This is a genomic window from Sphingomonas mangrovi (assembly GCF_047975845.1).
GTDB lineage: Bacteria > Pseudomonadota > Alphaproteobacteria > Sphingomonadales > Sphingomonadaceae > Sphingomonas.
The window spans coordinates 1-15,991 of the sequence record NZ_JBIUCZ010000048.1; the positions used below are offsets into that span (position 1 = coordinate 1).

Genomic DNA, 15,991 nt, shown 5'->3' on the forward strand with positions numbered 1-15,991 from the left:
AGGTTTTTAGCGACCCCAGAAGCGCTCCAACCGGTGCGCCGCTGCGGTGAACGGGTCTCTAGATGCATCACCACAAACCGTCAAACCCATTTTTCAAAAATGTTGCACTTTTCGTCCAAGGCGCTGGGAAATCGCTCTTTTCCTCGCAGAGACGCTGCCGGGACGGCGTGAACGGCACCCGATCGGCGAACGCTGCACCCTCCTCCCCTTGCCTCCCGACGGATTGCGCGTGATCTGCACTCTCTCTCCCGCGCACGAGAAGGCGACCCATGACCGATCCCGCTTCCGCCCTGACGATCGTCCCTCCCGAGCAGCCGCTCGTCGGGCGGGTGGTGCTGCCGGGATCCAAGTCGATCACCAACCGGATGCTGCTGATCGCTGCGCTCGCGCACGGCACCAGCCGGCTGACCGGAGCGCTGAAGAGCGACGACACGATTCACATGGCGGCGGCGCTGCGCCAGCTGGGCGTCGCCGTCGAGGAGCCGGACGCGACCAGCTTCGTCGTCACCGCGACCGGAGAGCTGCAGCCGTCGGACGCGCCGCTGTTCCTGGGGAATGCCGGCACCGCGATGCGCTTCCTCACCGCCGCAGCGGCGACGATCCGCGGCACCACCGTGCTCGACGGCGACGCGCACATGCGCAAACGGCCGATCGCACCGCTGGTCGAGGCGTTGCGGCGGATGGGCGTCGCGGCCGATGCGCCGACCAGCTGTCCGCCGGTCACGGTCGCTGGCACCGGCCTTTCCGGCGGTCGCGTAGTCGTCGATGCCGGGCTGTCGAGCCAATATGTGTCGGCGCTGCTGATCGCCGCCGCCTGTGCCGAGGCACCCGTCGAGATCGCGCTGGCCGGCGGCGACATCGGCGCGCGCGGCTATATCGACCTGACCCTCGCCGCGATGGCGCGCTTCGGGGGCGAGGTTGCGCCGATGGGCGAGACCGGCTGGCGGGTAGAGCCGACCGGATATCGTGCCGCGGAGGCGATGGTCGAGCCCGATGCATCGGCGGCGACCTATCTCTGGGCAGCCGAAACGCTCACCGGCGGCAAGATCGACATCGGCCTTTCCGCCGACCGCTTCAGCCAGCCCGATGCCAAGGCGCAGGCGCTGATCGCCGCCTATCCTCAGATGCCTGCGACGATCGACGGATCGCAGATGCAGGATGCGGTGCCGACGCTGGCGGTGCTGGCGGCGTTCAACGCACAGCCGGTCCGCTTCACCGGCATCGCCAATCTGCGCGTCAAGGAATGCGACCGCATCCGCGCGCTGGCGACCGAGCTCAACCGCATCCGTCCGGGGCTTGCCGAGGAACAGGGCGACGATCTGGTGATCCACGGCGACCCTGACCTAGTCGGTCAGACGCTGCCGACCTCGATCGAGACCTATGCCGACCACCGCATCGCGATGGCGTTCGCCTTGGCCGGACTGAAAATCGCCGGCATCCGCATCCTTGATCCCGGCTGCGTGGCCAAGACCTACCCCGGCTATTGGGACGCCCTGGCATCGCTCGGCGTGCGGCTGCTGCCCGACACCTGACAGGCTATTCGAGCAGCCAGGCTCGCGCCGCCTCGGGCGTGTCGAAGAAGGCGAGCGCGGGGTGCGGGATGGCGCGGCGCGCCTGCAGCCGGGTGAGCGCGCTCGCCGTCACCAGCGCGAGCCGGCTGGCATGCGGCAGCGCCGCGTGGCGTTCGCGGAACACCGCCAGCACCTCCCGCGACGGCAGCATGGCGTCGCGCAGATCGAGGAGCATCCGGAAGTCGCCGCGCAGCGCCGGGGTGCGGGCGTGCGCGGTACGCAGCTCGGCCATATACGCCTCGGCTTCCGCAATCGTGAGGAAGCCGCGGAGCGTGACGGTCACCAATCGGTGCGCGGAGTCGATGTCGACCCGGTACACGGTCCCTCCCGACGCGCTTGCGATGCGAGGGAAGTCTTCCACGCCCCTCCCCCGGACGCAAGCGGCCGATGCTTACTCGGCCGCGGTGGCCGCGCGCTTCGGCTTGACGTAGCGGTCGAGCCAGTCGGTCATCTGCCACAGCGTTTCCTGCGTCGACTCCATCGCGCGATAGCCGTGCGGTTCGTCGGGCAGCACGACGTAGCGCACCGTCGCGCCATTCCCCTTCAGCGCGGCGTACATCCGCTCCGACTGGATCGGGAAGGTGCCCGAATTGTCGTCGGCCTGGCCGTGGATCAGCAGGATCGGCTCCTTGATGCGGTCGGCGAAGGTGAAGGGCGACATGGCGGTATAGGTGTCGGTCGCCTGCCAGTAGGTGCGCTCCTCGGCCTGAAAGCCGAAAGGGGTGAGCGTGCGGTTATACGCGCCCGAGCGGGCGATGCCGGCGCGGAACAGGTCGGTGTGCGCCAGCAGGTTGGCGGTCATGAACGCGCCATAGCTGTGACCGCCGACCGCCACCCGATCGCGGTCGGCGACGCCCAGTGCCACCACCGCGTCGACCGCCGCCTTCGCATCGGCGGTGAGCTGCTCGACATAGCTGTCGTTGGGCTCGGCGCCCTTCGCGCCGACGATCGGCATCGCCGGATCGTCAAGCACCGCATAGCCCTGGGTCAGCAGGAACAGGTGGCTGATCCCGCGCGGGCGGGTGAAGCGGTTGCCCTGATCCACCGTCTGCCCGGCGACCGCAGCGTCGGTGAATTCGGAAGGATAGGCCCACAGCAGCGTCGGCAGCGGCCCGTCCTTCTTCGGGTCATAGCCCGCCGGCGTGTAGAGCGTGCCCGACAGCGGCAACCCGTCGGCGCGACGATAGGTGATGGTGCGCTGGCTGACGCCGGCGAACACCGGTGCAGGATCGGGGAAGTCGGTCACCGCGCGTGCCTTGCCGCCCTTGACGGAGCGCACGACGTAGTTGGGCGCGTCCTTCGCACTTTCGCGGCGGGTCAGCATCCGGGTACCGCGATCGTCGAGCAGCGCGACGACCTCTTCGTAATAGGGTGCCTTGGCCGTCCACAGCCGCGTCTGCTCGCCGCCCGCGAGCGGCAGGCGAGCGAGGAACGGGAAGGCGCCGGCCTTGGTGGCGCCCTCCCCGCTCACGAACACCGCGGCGTGATCGGGCGTGAACTGCATCACCGGCTTGCCCGCGGCATTGCGCTTCAGCATCGGCTCGCCCGGGTCGCCGTACTGATCCTGGAAGTTGCGCGTCAGCATCAGCCGCGCCTCGCCGGGTTTGCCGGGAGACACCGCATAGCGTCGTTCGGTCCGCGTCTTCCATTCGCGATCGACCACCATCGCGAAGCCGTCGTCGCCCCAAAGCGTCGCGGCGTAGCGATTTGCGGTCTCGGCCAGCGTCACCGGCTCCGCATCGAACGGCGCTGCCTGCATCCGCACACTGTCGTGCCGGGCGACGCGAGTGCGCGGGTTGCCGCCGTCGAGCGCCTCCGCCCACACCAGCGTCGCCGGCGCGTCGGCGCGCCATTCGACCTCGCGCGGGCCCGTCACCACCGCGTCGAAGTCGACCGGCAGGTCGTCGGCGAGGGGCCGGTCGACGACGGTGCGCACCGGCTGCCCGTCGACCATCGACACCGCGATCTCGGTCGGGAAGTAGGGCGCCGGCAACAGGTAGCTGTACGGCCGCTTGAGTCGCTCGGTCAGCAGGTAGCGGCCGTCGGGCGAGACGCTGAACCCGGTCCACAGGCCGTTCGGCTTGATCGCCACCGGCGCGCCGTCGACGCCCACGCGCAGCAGCACGCCGCCGAAATAATAGTCGAAGCGCGCCTCGTCGGTGCGGTTCTTGAGCAGATCCTCATAGGTGCGCGCCGCCGCGGTTCGCCCGATGCTCTCCTGCACCACCGGTCCTTCGGGCGTGGGGCTCGCGGCGGGCGGCGTGCCGCGCGCGGGGTCGACCGCGCGAACGATCACGCCGCTGCTGTCGGGCAGCCAGGCATAGGGCATGCCGGCGAAGGCGGCGTTGACGTGCGCGACCAGCGGCTGCGCCCGGCCGTCTTGGGTCGCAGTCCACAGCGTGAGACCGTCGGCGCCCTGCACTACGAAGGCGAGCCGGCTGCCATCGGGCGCCCAGCTGGCCGAGGTGAAGCGCGTGCCGGCAGGAAGCGCGACGCGAACGCTGCGGCCGCCGTCGACATCTTCGAACGACAGTGCATTGGCCCAGCGTACCCGCACTTCCGCCTGGCCGTTGGTCGCGGGATCGATGCGATAGCCGCCGAGCCGGAGGATCGGCTTCGCCAGCGCGGCGATCGCGGGAAGGCTCTCTTGCCCCAGCACCGCCAGCGTGCGATGGTCCGGCCCCGGCAGCACCGCCGGGGTCGGCGGCGCCTCCAGGATCGACGCGATCGCATCGGGCGCGCGGTGGTAGCCGGCGGGCGGCGCCTCCTGCGCCAGCGCGGATGTCGTCGAAAGCAGCGCGACGGCCGCAACCAGCATCTTCATTTCGCATTTCCCCCAGGCGACGAAGCGCATGCATCGCAAGCCCGGCGGGCGCGCGCAACCGCCCGACGGCGTTAACCGCTCGCAAAGCCGGCGGCGCTACGCTTCTCGAGAGCGCGATCCGGAGGCGACGTTGACGATCCGAGACCAAGTCCTCGCCTTCCTGCTGAAACGCGGCACGCAGTGGCTCTGCGACGCCTGCGTCGGCGACCATCTTGGGTTCACCCGGCGGCAGGTCTGCCGCGCGGCGCAGGCACTGATCCGCCAGGGCAGGATCCTGCGCGCGCGCACGCGCTGTGCCGGCTGCTGCACCGACAATCGCGTGTCGATGGCGGTCTGACCGCTCCGGCGGAACGGCCGCTCCGCCCGGCGGGTTGGGTCTCCGGCATCAGCACGAGGAGGCACCCGATGGCGCAGACGGTTGGCGACTATTTCTGGGAGCGGCTCCATCAATGGGGCGTGCGCCGGATTTTCGGCTATCCCGGTGACGGCATCAACGGGCTGCTCGGGGCGCTGGACCGCGCGGGCGACAAGTTCGAGTTCGTCCAGGTCCGCCACGAGGAGATGGCCGCCTTCATGGCCGCAGCCCATGCCAAGTTCACCGGCGAACTCGGCGTCTGCCTCGCGACCTCCGGCCCTGGCGCCTCCCACCTGCTGACCGGCCTCTACGACGCGCGGCTCGATCACATGCCGGTGCTCGCGATCGCCGGGCAGCAGGCGCGCAGCGCGGTGGGCGCGCATTATCAGCAGGAGCTGGACCTCGTCTCGATGTTCAAGGACGTGGCCGGCGCCTTCACCGGCTATGCCACCGTTCCCGCACAGGTGCGCCACCTCACCGATCGGGCGGTGCGGATCGCGATGGGCGAGCGGCGCGTGACCGCGCTGGTCTTCCCCAACGACCTGCAGGACCTGCCGATGGAGCAGCCGCCGCGCAAGCATGGCGCGGTCTTCTCGGGCGTGGGCTGGTCGCCGCCGCGGGTGGTGCCGCAGGCCGGCGACCTCCACCGCGCCGCCGAGGTGCTCAACGCCGGCGGCAAGGTCGCGATGCTGGTCGGTGCGGGCGCCAAGGGCGCGACCGATGCGGTGATCGCGCTCGCCGACCGGCTCGGCGCCGGCTGCGCCAAGGCGCTGCTCGGCAAGGACGTGCTGCCCGACGATCTCGACTGGGTCACCGGGTCGATCGGACTGCTCGGCACCGAGCCGAGCTGGAAGCTGATGCAGCAGTGCGACACGCTGCTAATGCTGGGGTCGGGCTTTCCCTATTCCGAGTTCCTGCCCGAGGAAGGGCAAGCGCGCGGCGTCCAGGTCGATCTCGACCCGGGCATGCTCTCGATCCGCTATCCGATGGAGGTTCCGCTCTGTGGCGACATCGCCGCGACCATCGAGGCGCTGCTGCCGCTGCTCGAGCAGAAGACCGACACCGGCTGGCGCGACGCAATCGCGACGTGGAACCGCGACTGGCAGGACACGCTGCACGACCGCGCGCACGCCAAAGCGGACCGGATCAACCCCCAACGTGTCTTCACCGAGCTTTCGCCGCGCCTCCCCGACCACGCCATCCTCACCAGCGACAGCGGCTCCTGCGCCAACTGGTACGCGCGCGACGTGAAGATGCGGCGGGGGATGATGGGGTCGCTGTCGGGCGGGCTCGCGTCGATGGGCGCGGCGGTGCCCTATGCGATCGCCGCCAAGTTCGCGCATCCGCAGCGGCCGGTGATCGCGCTGGTCGGCGACGGCGCGATGCAGATGAACAACATGGCCGAACTCATCACCATCCAGAAATACTGGCGACGCTGGGCCGACCCGCGGCTGATCGTGATGGTGCTCAACAACGAGGATCTGAACCAGGTCACCTGGGAACAGCGCGTGCAGGAGGGCAATCCGAAGTTCGAGGCGACGCAGACGCTGCCCGACCTGCCGTATCACAAGTTCGCCGAGCTGATCGGGCTCGAAGGGATCTACTGCGACGATCCCGAACGGGTGGGCAGCGCCTGGGACCGGGCGCTCGCCGCGCAGCGTCCGGTGGTGCTGGAGATGAAGACCGACCCCAACGTGCCGCCGCTGCCGCCGCACATTACCCTGGACCAGGCCAAGGCGTTCCTGTCGCTGGTGACGAAGGGCGATCCCGAACAGGGCTCGATGCTCCGCAACACCGCGCGCCAGGTGCTGAGCGGCATCCTGCCCGGCGACTGACCGCTGCGCCGACGGAGGCGACCGAGCCGGGCTCCGTCCCGGGGCGATCGCCTCCCTCAACGAGGCACCCCCGCTCCTGAACACCCGACCGTCATCCTAACGAACGTCCGGATCCATTGCCGCAACGCCGGTGATTTTGGACGGCGGGCGCCGAGTGCTGTGTGCGCCCTCGCCAAACCTAATCGGACCCAACGACGCTCCACCCGGAGCGGCCCGCCGGCGCAGCCGAAGCCGCGCCGGCGCCCGATCAATAGTTCTTCGAGTAGCGGACGTTCACGTTCGATCCCCCGAACGACCCGGTCTGCGACAGCACGCTCAGCGCCTTGGTTAGAGCGACCTCGAGCTGTGTGGCGGTGAAGCCCTTCGCGTCGGTGATGATCTCGATGTAGATGTCGTCGGTCAGGTACTGGCCGGCTGCCAGCGCCGTACCGCGACCCGTCGCTTCGTCACTGCCGAGGATGCGCAGTCGGTCGATGCCGGTTGCCGAGCGCAGCTTGCCGAGCGGGTTGAGCCCGCCGCCACCCGATCCGCGCAGCGAGTTGAGCGCCGACGCCAACTGGATCGCCTCGGTCGCCGACAGGTCGGTCACCGAGCGGCCGAACAGCAGCCGCGACAGCACCTCATCCTGCGCGAGCGCGGGGGTGGAGGTGAAGGTGATGCGCGGCGCCTGGGCGGTGCCGGCGATCACGATCGACGCGGTCACGTCTTCGACCGTGGTGGTCGCCTCGATGTCGATCACCGGGTTGGTGAAGTTCTCGCCCTCGAAGCTGATCTTGCCGCGCTCGACGTCGAACTCCTTGCCCGCGAACGAATAGGTACCGCGGATCAGGTCGAGGTTGCCGGCAATGCGTGGCGCCGCCGAGGTGCCGCCGATGCGCAGGTCGGCCTTCCACTCCGACTCCAGCCCCATGCCAGAGACGTAGAGCTGGTTCTGCGCACGCACGCGCAGGTCGAGCTTGAACAGCCCCGGCGGCGCCGCTGCCGGTACCGGCTTCGGATTGGCCGCGGCCGCCGCCACCTCGCTCTTGCGGCGGATGCCGGTGAGCTCGGGTACCTCGGCCGATCCCTGGAAGGCGATCTGGTAGCGCGCCTCGGGGATGGTGAGCTGGCCGGTGATCGAGCCGCCCTGCGCGTTGTTGAGCACGCGGATCTGGCCGCTCGCCGACGCGCCGAGCGCATCGCTGCGCGCCAGCTGGGCATTGTCGAGCGTCGCCTGCACGTCGATCGGGAAGCCGCTGTCCGCCGCCAGCCCGACGGTGCCGCGCGCCGAGAGGCTGCCGTCGCCGGCCCGTGCAGTCAGCGTCGCCAGTTCGAAGCGGTCGTTGTTGAAGCGGCCGTCGATCTTCATCTGCGTCAGCCGGGTGCCGAGCGCCTCGTTCTCATAGGTGAGGTTGTTCGCCCGCACCACGCCGGTCAGACGCGGCGCCTGCACGCGCCCGCCGAAGTCGGCGGCGATGCCGATCGGACCGGACAGCTGCTGGTCGGTCAGCCCCGCGAAGGAGAAGAGCACGCCGGCCGGGCCGTTGTAGCGGATGCCGCCCGACAGCGGCGCCGCCATCAGCCGCGTCGTCCACGATCCCGCACCCGGCGGCAGCGGGGTGAGGTTCGCGACCATCCGGCCGACGGTGGTGGTGCCGCGACGGATCAGCGCACGGCCGGTGCCGCCCGACGGCCGCAGGTCGCCCGCGAAGACGATGTCGACCGGGTTGGACACCGCCGCCAGGCTGGAGCGGGTGAAGTTGCTCACCGTCAGCCGGGCGTCGGCCTGCGGGAAGCTGGCGCCGCTCGGCTGCGCGAAGTCGAGGCTGCCGGTGGCGGTGCCGCCGATGCCGAGGCCCGGCACGAACGCGTTGAGCAGGCTCAGGTCGAGGCGGTCGAGCCGCGACTGGAGCGTCATCCCCGCGCCGTAGTTGCCGGCGATCCGCACCGATCCGCGATCGAAGTCGATCCGCGTCGGGTACAGGCGATACCCGCCCGACCCCGGCACGATTCGCGCCGGATTGACGGTGCGGAAGCTGACGTTGTTGCCGGTGCCGTTGAGCGCGACGAGATACTCGTTAGGGCTCAGCTTGGCGTTGGCGGCGACGCGGAACGGCACGCCCGAGGAACCCTCGACCAGCGCCTGCGCGGTGCCGTTGCCGCCGCGATAGTTGAGCTTGGCGCGCGCGCGGGTGACGACGAGTTCGCCGTTGCGGAAGTTCGCGACCTGCGCATCGGCGACAATCGACGGCTGGTCGTAGAGCACTGCCGTTGCGGTGACGATCGCGCGGCCGATGGTGATGCCGTCGACGCCGGGGATGCGCGCGTTGTTGGCACGCATGTTCACATCGGCACGCTGGTACTTGCCGGTCGCGCCCAGGTTGGCGAAGCCGTTGATGCCCGAGCCCGAGAAGTTGAGCCGGCCCGCGAACGGCCCGGCGTCTGTGGCCTGGATGCGGCCGTTGATGTCGACCCCGGCGAAGCGTGCCGAACGGATGTCGGCGGTCAGCCGCGGCGCGGTCGCGAGCAGGACATTGGCGTTGAACGGCCCATAGTTGGTGCCGCCCGAGGCGGTGATCGCATAGCGATCCCCCTGCCCGCGCACCGTCGCCTGGAGGTCGGCCAGGCCGATGCCAACGCCCGGACGCGGTGCGCGCAGCACCACCACCGGCGCGGCCATCGAACCGGAGACGCGGGCGGATAGCGGCCCGTAGTCGCTCGAATAGGCGTCGGCGTTGACCAGCAGCGGCCCGGCCGGATCGTAGCGGCCCGAGCCGCGCGTGATGCGGAACTTGGGCGCGGTCAGCTTCAGGTCGGAGAAGGTGATGATCCCTTCGGGGCTGTAGCCCACCCGGACCGAGGTGATCGCGTTGCCGCCCAGGAAGTTGCGGATGCCGTCGTTGGTGAGGCGCGTGGTCTGCGCGACGACGCGGCCGCGGATCCCGTAGCCGCCGTTGGGCGCGGTATAGAGGTCGGCGTCGGTCTGCAGGTTGACGATGCCGATGCTGGCGACCTCGTAGTTGTTCACCCGCCCCTTGAGCGCGCCGGTGTAGCGGCCGGTCGAGAGGTTGGCGGCGACGATCGCGGTCGCGTCGATCCGGTCGGACCGGATTCGCAGATTGTCGGACAGCACCTGGTCGCCGTTGGTGATCGCCAGGTCGCCGTTGATCGCGACGTTGGTGACGAGCCCGCCGACCGCGGCGTTGAGCCCGGCGATCCGCCGCGCCTTGGCATTGATCGGGATCAGAATCCGCTCGCTGTCGATCGTCGCCTTGCCCTCGGCATAGAGCTGCTCGACCACGGTTTCGCCGAAGCCGATCGCCGCAGCCTGGACCTTGTAGTCCACCGTCGGCGTGCGGAACGGACCGTCGAGCACCACCGCGGCGCGCACCGAGCGGCCGTTGAGGTTGGGGAGGATCGAGCCCGGCGTCAGCAGCATCGTCTCGAGACGGAAGTTGCCGAAGCGGCTCTCGCCCAGGTCGATCTTGCCGTCGGTCGCCAGCGACAGCGCATCCGAGCGCAGCCGCAGCTTGGTGTCCATCACGCGCTGGTCGAGCGCGGTGTCGAGCGCGATCTGCAACCGCGGCGACGTCAGCCGCTCGACGGGGCCTTCGAGATAGAGGCCGGGACGCGCATAGCCGCGCACCTGGAAATTGCCCGAGCGGCCGGTGACATTCAGGTCGACGAGCTGCTGCCCGCCGAGCGTGCCGGCGGCGCGGCCGCGCCAGTCGCTCCAGGCGCCGCGTCCGTCGACGGTGAGCACCAGCGGCGCCTTGAGCCCGGCGAGCCCGGCGACGAGGCCGTTGCTGGGTGCCGCCACGCGCAGGTTGACGTCGAGCTTGTTGTCGTCGGGAACCGCATCGAGCCGCAGCACCAGCTGGTCGCCGCCGGCGACGCCGGAGCCCGCGATGGTGGCGGCGTTCGCCTGCACCTGCGCGCGGCGGTCGGCGATATGCGCCTGGCCGTCGATCTTCGCGATGTAGCGCTGCCCGGCGACCGCCGGGCCGATCTCGAGGCGGCCGATCGACAGCCGGTTGACGTCGATGTCATAGTCCGGGAGCAGCGGCCCCTGGTCTTCGCTCGGCGGGGTCGCACGCAACTCGGGGTTGCGATCGTAGCGGATCAGCGGGCTGGTCAGCGAGCGCACGTCGACATGGCTGCCGATGAACGCGAACGGCCGCCAGTCGAGCGCCACCTCCGGCGAAGACGCGAACACGCCCTTGGGATCGCGCAACTGCAGGTCGCGGATCACCATCGACCCGTAGAGCGAGCCGTCGATCCGCCCGACATGGACCTTGAGGCCCGAGGCGGTCTCGAAATTGTTGACCTGCCGCACCAGGAAGCCGCGGCCCGCCCCGGTGTTGAGGCCCAGCACGATCGCGCCGAGCAGGATCACCAACCCGAGCAGCACGATCGCCACCCACTTGGCGATGCGCTGCCACAGCGGGCGCTTCTCGACCACCACCACGCGCGCTTCGCCGGCGCCGTCTTCGCGGATCACGTCTTCGGCCATCAGAACGCCTGCCCGATCGAGATGTAGAGGGCCACCTTGGACTCGCCCTCACGCCGCTTGAGCGGCGTGGCGACGTCGACGCGGAGCGGGCCGAAGTTGGTGTAGAAGCGGCCGCCGATGCCCGCGCCGAAGCGCAGGTCCGACGCATCCGGCAGCGAGCCTTCGTAGACCTGGCCGGCATCGAGGAACGGCACGATGCCGAAGTTGCCGAAGCGGTAGCGCGCCTCGACCGCGAATTCGTTAAGGCTGCGGCCGCCGATGGGATCGCCCTCGGGATCGCGCGGCCCCAGTTCCTGATAGCCGAAGCCCCGGACCGAGCCGCCGCCGCCGGCGTAATAGCGCCGCGACGGCGCGAGGTCGTCGCGAGCGATGCCGGCGATGCTGCCGGCGCGCGCGCGGCCCGCCAGCACGATGCTGTCGGTGACGGGATAATAGGCCGTGCCCTCGACCATGAAGCGGCCGTACGGCTTGACGTTGCCGCGCACCGACGTTTCCGGGCTCGCGTTCAATTTCAGGCGGAAGCCCTTGGTAGGATTGAGCAAATCGTCCGAGGTGTCGAACCCGCCGAACAGCGGCAGCGCGGCGATGAAGTAGGTGCCGCGGTCGCGCTCGTTCTTCTCGAAGTTCCAGACGTCTTCGTTCGTCCCGACCAGCTCGAAGCCGTAGGAATAGGTGAAGCGCTTCTGCCAGAGCGGCGTCGAATCGTACGAGATCTTGCCGGCGAGCGTCGCGGTGAACGCCTCGTACGCGTCGTAGTTGGTGTGGGCCGCGTTCGCGAGCAGGCTGACGGTGCGATCGCGCCGGCCGGCGTTCTGGCGGCGGAAGGTCGCGCCCAGTCCCTGCTCCTGCGTACCGCCAACACCGGTGATGATGAGCGCGCCTTCGGGCGGGAACAGGTTGCGGTGCGTCCAGCTTCCCGAGACGCGGAACCCCTGGCCGGTGCCGTAGCCGGCTTCGGCGGCGAGCGTGCGCGCCGGGCCGGCGGTCTGGTGGACCTGCAGGTCGACGTATTCGGTGCCGTCGGGCGCGATCACGCCGGTGCGCTGCGGCTCGACCGAGACGGTCGAAAACAGACCGGTGGCGACCAGCGCATCGCGCAGGTCGTCGACCTTGCGAGTGTCGTAGAGTTCGCCGCGCTCGAACCGCGCGAGGACGCCGACATGCTCGGCGTCGAACGCAAGCTTGCCGTCGGTGCCGTAGCCGCCGAACGACGACCGCGGGCCGACGTCGACAGGCAGCGTATAGTCGCCGGTGATCGTCTGCTCATCGAGCAGGATGTCGCGCTCGCCGACCTTGGCGAAGGGATAGCCCTGCTGCGGCAGCTTCAGGCTGACATTGGCTTCGGCCGCCTGGACGCGCTCGGCGATGATCGGATCGCCGACCTTGAGCGGCAGTTCCTTGTCGACCAGGTTCGGCGGAACGGTGGGCGCCGCATCGACCTTGATCGAGGCGAGCTTGTACTGGTCCCCCGGCGTGGCATCGATCGTGACCAGCACGTCGCCGCCTTCGGCCTTTTCGATCCGCGACACCGCGCTGCCGTCGTAATAGCCCTCGGCATGCAGGATCCGGACGGCGAGCTGCTCGTCCTCCTTCGCCCGCGCGGTGATCATCGCCGCGTTGGCCGCCTTCTTCCCTTCCTTCTTCAGCGACGAGAGTTCGTCGAACCGGTCGAGCGTATCGATCTCGTCCAGGCCGTTGACCACGACCTTGTAGCGGATCTCCACCGCGCGCTCGTCGTCGACGCCGGCCACTTCAACGGGGGTGGCGTCGAAGGTGGCGATCGGCGGCAGCGGCTGCGAGAGTTCGGCTTCCTCGGGCAGCGGCGCGTCGGCGATGGTTTCGCCATCGGCGCTGACCGCCGGCGCGGGCGCCTGGGGGACGGCCGGCGTATCAGACTGTTGCGGGGTCGGCGCCGGCATCGGCTCCAGCGGCGCGTTGATGTCGCCGCTCAGCGGCGGCAGCGCGCTGTCGAATTCGGTCTCGGGGACGATCGCACCCTGCGGCTGCGCGGCCGGGTCCTGGCTCCGGGCGTCGGAATCCTGGTCGGACGGATCGGCGGCAGGCGCACCGCCGGCGGCGGTTGCGGGCGGCTTCGAAAGCTGCGCCGTCGGCGCCGCGTACGCCGACGGAATCACGAATGTACCGGCCAAAAGGCTCCAGTACAGCGATCGACGATTGTCCCCCACAACTTCCCCATACGCTCGCCAGCGCCCACACGCGCCTTCCCCCGGTACCACGTAAACCACGATAAGAGCTACTTAGTTCCGTTGGCGGCGAAATCGTTTCGGGTGCATCCAGATCGCGCGCGCCGCGTTGGAGGTGGGACGACCGAAATCGAGGAACACCGATGACCGACGCCGCGCCCACCTCCGGCAGTACGCCCGATACCGGCCAGACTGCCGAAGATGTCGACGTGACCGAGAGCAAGCTCCACCCGGAGCCGCACGAGGTCCCCGGCGTCGCCTCGACCCATCCCTGGCAGCATCCCTGGGCGGCGTGGAAGTCGATCCTGAAGCGCATCTACGCCATGAACGGCTACCACAACCTGTCGCTGATGGCGGCGGGCGTCGCCTTCTACTGCTTCCTGTCGTTCGTGCCGCTGCTCGGCGCGATCGTGATGACCTATGGCCTCGTCGCCGATCCGGGCACCGTCTCCGAGCATATGAAGACGGTGTTCGAGCTGGTGCCGGCCGACGCCGCGCGGCTGATCTCAGACCAGCTCATCGCCGTCGCTACCACCGCCGCGTCCAAGGCGGGGCTCGGCCTCGGCATCGCGCTGTTCTTCTCGATCTACGGCGCGATGCGCGCGTCGAGCGCGATCATCCAGGCGCTCAACGTGATCTACGAGGAGGAGGAGAGCCGCAACATCATCCGCACCACCCTCGCCTCGGCGATGCTGACGCTGGGCGCGGTGTTCGCGGCGCTGGTCGGGCTCTTCTCGGCCGGTGCGCTCGGCTATCTGCAGAACGCCGTCAACGTGCTGGGCCGGGTCGGTGTCGTCACCATCCAGATCCTCACCTGGGTTGTCGCCATCTCGATCGCCAGCGGCACCTTCGCCTTCATCTATCGCTATGCCCCGGATCGCGCCCGCGCGCAGTGGCAGTGGCTGTCGATCGGCTCAGTCGCCGCGACGCTGCTGTGGGGCCTCGCGACGCTGGGGTTCGGCGTCTATGCGGCGAACTTCGCCAACTACAACGCCACCTACGGCGCGCTGGGCGCGGTCGTGGTGCTGCTGATGTGGCTGTTCGTGTCGTGCTACGCGGTGCTGATCGGCGCCGAGATCAACGCCGAGTCCGAGCGCCAGACCGGGGTCGATTCGACCACCGGCCGTCCGCGTCCGGCCGGTCGCCGTGGCGCGACGATGGCCGACCAGCTGCCGAGCAAGCGCCAGCACAAGCCGCGCCGCGACAAATACTGACGCCGTCGCGCGGGCGGCGGAGCGGGAACCCGACTCGCCGGCCGCGCGTAGGTGCGGCTCGGAGAGGATGCCACCCACACCCATGTTCAGTTGGAAGCACGAGGCGCAGGAGCGCCTGGAAGCGATGATGTTCGCCCATGTCGGCGAGCGCGATTTTCCGTGCGTCGGCGCCAAGGCGGCGCTCGCCAAGGGCACGCTGGAAGTGTTCGGCTGCACCCGCATCGACAGCGCGTGGGACGACGTGCGCATCCACGACGCGCTGCTGCGCTTCGCCCAGGCCTATCGCCGCGACAAGACGATGTACCGCAGCTTCGCGGTGGTGTTCGACGGCCCGGACGGACTGTCGGAGGCCGAGTTCGAGCGCGCGCTGTGGCAGCGCGTCCAGTCGCTGTCCGACAAGGACGTGTGGCGGGGCCAGGAGTATGACACGCGCGTCAGCCCCGATCCGGAGAACCCGCACTTCTCGCTGAGCTTCGGCGGCGAGGCGTTCTTCGTCGTCGGACTGCACCCGAACTCCAGCCGCCCGGCGCGCCGCTTCGACCGGCCGACGATGGTGTTCAACCTCCACGACCAGTTCGAACGGCTGCGTGCCGAGGGCAAATACGAGAGCATGCGCGAGAAGATCCTGGTGCGCGACGAGGCGCTGGCCGGATCGCGCAACCCGATGCTGTCGCGCCACGGCGATGCCAGCGAGGCGCGCCAGTACAGCGGCCGCGCCGTCGACGACGCCTGGCGCTGCCCGTTCACCTATTCCGGAGACGCGTGATTACCACCCACACCATCCCCGAGCGCAGCGGCACCGCCTTCCGGCTGGCGAAGGGCGAGACGCTGACCGTGATCGACCCGCGCGGCGAGCAGGTTTCCGACCTGCTGGCGTTCAATGCGCACGATCTGGACGAGGTGATCTCCTCCGGCCGCACGCTCGACTATGCCGAGACGCTGTATCTGACGACCGGGCACAGCCTCTATTCGAACCGCTCGCAGGTGATGCTGGAGATCGTCGAGGACACGGTGGGGCGGCACGACTTCCTGCTCACCCCCTGCTCCTACGACACCTTCCACCATTTCTACCCCAAGCTCGAGCCGCACCGCGGCTGCTTCGGCAATCTGGCGGCGGCGCTGGAGCCCTATGGCATCGCGCCGGATCGCATCCCGGTGGCGTTCAACTGCTTCATGAACGTGCCGATCGACGGCGAGACGGGAAAGCTGCGCGTGCTGCCGCCGATCAGCAAGGCCGGCGACTTCATCCGCTTCCGCGCGCACATGGACCTGGTGATCGGCCTCACCGCCTGTTCCGCGCCGGATTCCAACGGCGGCACGTTCAAGCCGATCGACTATCGCGTGGAGCAGACGGAGGTCGCCTGACAAGGGAGCGCCCGTCCCTTCCACCTCCCGTCACCCCAGCGAAGGCGGGACATTTGCATAACCGGTTTTTTGGTGAAGCGGTGGCGTGAATGGTGGTTGCGGCGGCGGGAGTGGCGACGCGGCGGGGATCG

The 15,991-nt window shown here is 69.4% G+C and carries 10 protein-coding genes; 6 read left to right on the forward strand and 4 right to left on the reverse strand.

Annotated elements, in window-relative coordinates:
* The first annotated feature begins 269 nt into the window (after positions 1-269).
* Positions 270-1,532 (forward strand): 3-phosphoshikimate 1-carboxyvinyltransferase, encoded by a 1,263-nt coding sequence (gene aroA / locus ACBY01_RS16205; RefSeq protein ID WP_416462008.1) that lies wholly within the window; start codon positions 270-272, stop codon positions 1,530-1,532.
* Between the two features lie 4 nt (positions 1,533-1,536).
* Here the strand turns inward: aroA and ACBY01_RS16210 are convergent, their stop codons facing one another.
* Both ACBY01_RS16210 and ACBY01_RS16215 read right to left on the reverse strand, forming a co-directional pair.
* Positions 1,537-1,890: a SpoIIAA family protein gene (locus ACBY01_RS16210; RefSeq protein ID WP_416462009.1), complete on the reverse strand. Its 354-nt coding sequence runs from the start codon at positions 1,888-1,890 to the stop codon at positions 1,537-1,539.
* Between the two features lie 72 nt (positions 1,891-1,962).
* Positions 1,963-4,395 (reverse strand): S9 family peptidase, encoded by a 2,433-nt coding sequence (locus tag ACBY01_RS16215; protein ID WP_416462010.1) that lies wholly within the window; start codon positions 4,393-4,395, stop codon positions 1,963-1,965.
* Positions 4,396-4,423: 28 nt separating this feature from the next.
* Between ACBY01_RS16215 and ACBY01_RS16220 the strand changes: the two genes are divergently transcribed.
* Entirely contained in the window at positions 4,424-4,732 is a 309-nt protein-coding gene (locus ACBY01_RS16220) for a hypothetical protein (protein ID WP_416462011.1), read from the forward strand.
* 68 nt (positions 4,733-4,800) lie between these two features.
* Positions 4,801-6,585: a thiamine pyrophosphate-requiring protein gene (locus tag ACBY01_RS16225; protein ID WP_416462012.1), complete on the forward strand. Its 1,785-nt coding sequence runs from the start codon at positions 4,801-4,803 to the stop codon at positions 6,583-6,585.
* Positions 6,586-6,832: 247 nt separating this feature from the next.
* Here the strand turns inward: ACBY01_RS16225 and ACBY01_RS16230 are convergent, their stop codons facing one another.
* Positions 6,833-11,077 (reverse strand): translocation/assembly module TamB domain-containing protein, encoded by a 4,245-nt coding sequence (locus ACBY01_RS16230; protein ID WP_416462013.1) that lies wholly within the window; start codon positions 11,075-11,077, stop codon positions 6,833-6,835.
* Positions 11,077-13,212, reverse strand: a complete 2,136-nt coding sequence (locus ACBY01_RS16235; protein ID WP_416462014.1) for an autotransporter assembly complex protein TamA — start codon at positions 13,210-13,212, stop codon at positions 11,077-11,079. Before ACBY01_RS16235 ends, ACBY01_RS16230 begins: the two co-directional genes overlap by 1 nt.
* Positions 13,213-13,424: 212 nt before the next feature.
* Here ACBY01_RS16235 and ACBY01_RS16240 point away from each other — a divergent pair, with 212 nt between their 5' ends.
* From ACBY01_RS16240 to ACBY01_RS16250, 3 genes are all read left to right on the forward strand, one after another.
* Positions 13,425-14,495: a YihY/virulence factor BrkB family protein gene (locus ACBY01_RS16240; RefSeq protein WP_416462015.1), complete on the forward strand. Its 1,071-nt coding sequence runs from the start codon at positions 13,425-13,427 to the stop codon at positions 14,493-14,495.
* A gap of 82 nt (positions 14,496-14,577) precedes the next feature.
* On the forward strand, positions 14,578-15,261 hold the full coding sequence (gene gntA, locus ACBY01_RS16245) for a guanitoxin biosynthesis heme-dependent pre-guanitoxin N-hydroxylase GntA (RefSeq protein WP_416462016.1): 684 nt from the start codon (positions 14,578-14,580) through the stop codon (positions 15,259-15,261).
* Complete coding sequence (locus ACBY01_RS16250) at positions 15,261-15,860, forward strand: DUF1989 domain-containing protein (protein ID WP_416462017.1); 600 nt, start codon at positions 15,261-15,263, stop codon at positions 15,858-15,860. Before gntA ends, ACBY01_RS16250 begins: the two co-directional genes overlap by 1 nt.
* Positions 15,861-15,991 lie beyond the last annotated feature (131 nt).

What these genes read in the sequence shown, in the direction of transcription:
- aroA (WP_416462008.1), top strand. Translation starts at nt 270, where the DNA reads ATGACCGATCCCGCTTCCGCCCTGACGATCGTCCCTCCCGAGCAGCCG.
- ACBY01_RS16215 (WP_416462010.1), bottom strand. Translation starts at nt 4,395, where the DNA reads ATGAAGATGCTGGTTGCGGCCGTCGCGCTGCTTTCGACGACATCCGCG.
- ACBY01_RS16220 (WP_416462011.1), top strand. Translation starts at nt 4,424, where the DNA reads ATGCATCGCAAGCCCGGCGGGCGCGCGCAACCGCCCGACGGCGTTAAC.
- ACBY01_RS16225 (WP_416462012.1), top strand. Translation starts at nt 4,801, where the DNA reads ATGGCGCAGACGGTTGGCGACTATTTCTGGGAGCGGCTCCATCAATGG.
- ACBY01_RS16230 (WP_416462013.1), bottom strand. Translation starts at nt 11,077, where the DNA reads ATGGCCGAAGACGTGATCCGCGAAGACGGCGCCGGCGAAGCGCGCGTG.
- ACBY01_RS16240 (WP_416462015.1), top strand. Translation starts at nt 13,425, where the DNA reads ATGACCGACGCCGCGCCCACCTCCGGCAGTACGCCCGATACCGGCCAG.
- gntA (WP_416462016.1), top strand. Translation starts at nt 14,578, where the DNA reads ATGTTCAGTTGGAAGCACGAGGCGCAGGAGCGCCTGGAAGCGATGATG.